The organism is Leisingera sp. XS_AS12, assembly GCF_041224635.1.
Taxonomy (GTDB): domain Bacteria; phylum Pseudomonadota; class Alphaproteobacteria; order Rhodobacterales; family Rhodobacteraceae; genus Leisingera.
This window is the reverse complement of sequence record NZ_JBGFGM010000096.1, coordinates 1-3,764: the sequence shown is the minus strand read 5'-3', so window position 1 is coordinate 3,764 and position 3,764 is coordinate 1. Positions and strand designations below refer to the sequence as shown.

The following is a 3,764-nucleotide window of genomic DNA, read 5'->3' as shown; positions in this document are numbered from 1 at the left end:
CCGTACGCCGGGACTTGTAGTGGTAGGTGGAGGTGTCAAAGCGGACGGCCCCACAGGCCCTCCGGATCGACACGCCCCAGTCAACGCACATCCCGGTGACAATCTCGCGCAAACGGCCAGGCTTCAGAGCTTTCGGCGAATGGCGTACTGCAACATCTCGCGGTCGCGGGCGAGGTTGGCCACGATCTTTTTCAGCCGCGTGTTCTCGTCTTCCAGCGCCTTCAGGCGGCGCATCGCGTCCGGCAACAGGCCACCGCACTTCTTCTTCCAGTTGAAGTAGATCGCCTGGCTGATCCCAGCCAACCAATCCGAGAGATCAATTAGAGAACTCGTCCCACCCTTGAAAACAGCGTCCCGCTGGCCTGACGCATTCAGAAATCTGCTAGATATCCAATACCACTGGGCCTTCGGGGCGCGCGCAGCAGATCAAAACCTGTCCTTCCGGGGGAGTTTCCAACGGGTCCTCGACATAACTCACCCGTCCCTCGATCAATGTGCTGCGGCAGGTGTTGCAAATGCCTGAGCGGCAGGAAAACTCAGGTTCCAGCCCAGCCTCTTCGGCAAGCTCCAACAAGGTTTGCGCTTGGCCGGTTTGGGACACGCTGACGCCGGAGCGCGAAAACAGCACGTCGGTCACGTCGCTGGCCTGTCCCTGCGGTTGCGCCATCGCTACGATGGAGCCGGAGATTGCCCAAGCGTCAGGGTCGGTCAGGTTTACCAGCGTTGCGATCGCCTTGGGTGCATGGCTTGCGCGCTGTGGCAGTGGTGCTGACTTTGCCGCCATTCTGTCCAACGCGGTCGCCTCGCCAAAAAATTCATAGGCGATGCGCGACTCTTCGATTCCCAATTCGTGCAATAGCCGGAACATCGCCACCATGAAAGGGATCGGGCCGCAGAGATAAACTTCGTAGTCATCAAGCGGCAGCAACGATTGTAATAGCGCCTTGTCGATCAGTCCTTCGCTGTCGCAACGCATCTCCGCCCGGTCACGTTCAGTTGGCATCCTATGGACCACATGCGAGTGGATCCGACCTTCCGAAACAGTATCCAGTGCTTTTAGCTCATTGCCAAGCGCCTGGACATCGCCGTTCTCGCAGGCATGGAAGAACCATGCCCTCCGGTTGCTCCGCGCCAGAACCTTGGCTATCGCCAGCAGCGGGGTCAGCCCCACTCCTCCGGCCAACAGCAACACGGGACGCTCGCTTTCCTGATCCAGAACGAAGGCACCGCGCGGTGGCGCGATTTCGATTACACAGCCCTCTTGCACTTGGTCGTGCAACCAGCACGAAGCGACGCCATCCGGCGCATTGCTGCCTTCGGGTGCGGCTTCGCGCTTAACCGAGATACGATGGAAATCATCCTGTTGCACATCTCCCGACAGCGAATAGGTTCTGAATACCGGTCCGTCGGCAGACGGAACCCGCAGAGTCAGGTACTGGCCCGGCTGCGCCTGCCAATGCGGTCCCCCGTCTACCGGTTTCAAATGGAACGAAGTAACGACCTCGCTTTCAGTCACCTTGGCAAAGACCCGAAACTTGCGAAAGACGTTTGCCATATCATGCCTCCATCTTCGCATCGACAAGCTGTTCTTCGGCAATCATCGCCTCAAGCTGCCGCCGGAAGCGTAACTGTCCAGCGTCTATGCAGAGATCGATATGTGGCGAAGTTTTTTCGGTCATTCCGATCTGTACCTCGTGTAGCACGGCGCGGTCTTCCTCGAAAGCGCCGCGCACGTCCTCGGCCATCATTTTTGACAAGTCATCGTCATCGGGCCGCACGTTGCGCAACTGGAACCAGTAGTATCGAGTTTCGTTCTCAGAGGTAGGCGTCATGAAGTTGTAGCTATCCATGACAAAAGTTTTTTCATCCAGCGTGCCGTCTGGCCCGCCGGTGCCGGCCGGCGTGAAAACCGCGCGGATCAGTGCATGGGACGGATAGCGCACCTCGTAATGCTGCAACCGGTCGCAATTGCCTTCGAACTCGATGACCTTTTTGTAGAATGGCGCCGGTTCGTGATTCATCATCCAGCGATGAACGATCACGCCGGTTTCGGTCTTTGTAACCTTCAGCGGCGTGTGCTTGGTGGCCGGGGCTGCGAATGAGCTTTCATGCACCCATGCGACATGGCTCGGGTCGAGCAGATTATCGCACATGAGTAGGTAGTTGCACTTCATCTCCATCGCATCGCCCGAATTCACCCCCCATTCCGGGCTGTTAAAATTGGGAATATCAATAATCTCTTCCGGATCGGCGATAGCGGCGTTGCCCATCCAGATCCAGACCAGCCCGTATTTTTCATGAACTGGATAAGGACGCACTCTCGCCGCCGAGGGGATACGCCCGCCGCCCGGTGCCGAGACGCAGTGCCCGGCGCAGTCGAAAGTTAGCCCGTGGTACCCGCACTCCACTGTATTGCCCTTGATTCTACCTTTTGACAGCGGCAGCTTGCGGTGCGGGCAAGCATCCTCAAGGGCGATAACCTCATCCTCTTCAGTGCGGAAAACACAAATTTTCTCGCCAAGAACTTTAATTTGTTGGAGGTCACGATTGACCTCGTGGCTCCAGGCGGCAACATACCATGCATTGCGTAGAAACATCTGCGACCTCTTCTGTGGCTTGGTGTTTCGCGCAATATGTCTGAATAAGATGGCGATAGCAGGAAGAAATCATCTGCCGATACGTTAGAAAATCTAAACCTATCTTGAAAGCTCTCGCCCCTTTGCGATTACCCAGTTCAGGAAGTCGCGCGCCCTGTGTTGTTGCAAGGTAGTTTCACCCCAGCAAACGAAATAGGGCTCTGGCATCGGCAAGGTGTCTTCAGCCAAACGCACCAACCGACCAAGCTTCAGGTCGAATATGACAAATGATCTTTGCGCCAAAACCACACCCTGCCCGCTGACCGCTGCCTCCAGTGCTGAGCTAGAAAGCGAATGCACTGCCACCGGTCTGATCCGAACGTCTTGGATTTCGTGCTTGGCAAACCAGTCAGCCCATCGAGGTACCGTTGTATAGCCCCCCCCCAGTCGATATCGATGAGAGGAAGTGTTGCCAGCCCCCTTGGCGTCCGAGCCTCCGGGTACCTCTCAAGAAACGCAGGAGAACAAACCGGAAAACACATGTCTAAGAACAGCTTCCGGGAATGAGGATATCGCTGCGCGATTGACCCATAGGTTAAACGAAACATCTCAGCGGACATGTCCGCCTCCGGTTCTACATGAGTGGCCTCAAGTCGAAGCGGGATGTCCTCCACCCTTGATTGAAATTCGTGCAACAACGGATTGAGCCATTTCAATAGGAGTGTCGGCAATCCCGACACTTTCAGATCGGCGTCCATCTTGGCACGCTGAATTACGGATTGAGCGGTGCGCAGCCTGTTAAAGCCCTCTTTTACCAACCCATGATAGGCTAGGGCTTCCTCCGCCAGTGCCGCGCGCCGCCCTTCCTTGTTGATGAGTTTCAATTCCACATGGTCTTCGAGGACTTTCAGTTGCTGGCTGATCGCGCTAGGCGATACACCAAGTTCCCGCGCGGCTTCGGAAACGGAGCCAAGGCGCCCGAGGGCTTCGAAGGCCTGCAGGGCTCGCAAAGGGGGTAGACTAGATTTCACGGCGACCTTCCCGGCAGTAAGCGTTGCCCCCGCCTCACGCGGGATCAGCTTGACGGTGAAAAGTTCCAGGGGAGGAGCTCGTCGAGTTGGCTGGCAGGGTGACCTGCAGCGATGGCTTCGAGAGTGGCCTTGAGGTAGACGAAGGGCTCGACGCCAT

General features: G+C 56.9%; 4 protein-coding genes and 2 pseudogenes. All 6 read right to left on the bottom strand.

What is annotated here, in order from left to right:
* A pseudogene (locus AB9K35_RS11300) lies at nt 1-300 on the bottom strand (transposase); the annotation flags it as partial.
* Between the two features lie 82 nt (nt 301-382).
* Nucleotides 383-1,555 carry a 2Fe-2S iron-sulfur cluster-binding protein gene (locus AB9K35_RS11295; protein ID WP_369926138.1) on the bottom strand — a complete coding sequence of 391 codons (1,173 nt, stop codon included), beginning with the start codon at nt 1,553-1,555 and terminating at the stop codon, nt 383-385.
* A 1-nt stretch (nt 1,556) separates the two neighbouring features.
* Nucleotides 1,557-2,597, bottom strand: a complete 1,041-nt coding sequence (locus AB9K35_RS11290) for a Rieske 2Fe-2S domain-containing protein (RefSeq protein WP_369926135.1) — start codon at nt 2,595-2,597, stop codon at nt 1,557-1,559.
* Nucleotides 2,598-2,696: 99 nt separating this feature from the next.
* Nucleotides 2,697-2,966: a LysR substrate-binding domain-containing protein gene (locus AB9K35_RS11285; RefSeq protein ID WP_369926142.1), complete on the bottom strand. Its 270-nt coding sequence runs from the start codon at nt 2,964-2,966 to the stop codon at nt 2,697-2,699.
* Between the two features lie 455 nt (nt 2,967-3,421).
* A pseudogene (locus AB9K35_RS11280) lies at nt 3,422-3,607 on the bottom strand (LysR family transcriptional regulator); the annotation flags it as partial.
* A 44-nt stretch (nt 3,608-3,651) separates the two neighbouring features.
* Nucleotides 3,652-3,764, bottom strand: a 113-nt coding sequence (locus AB9K35_RS11275) for a transposase domain-containing protein (RefSeq protein WP_369926140.1), incomplete at its 5' end; no start/stop codon positions are given.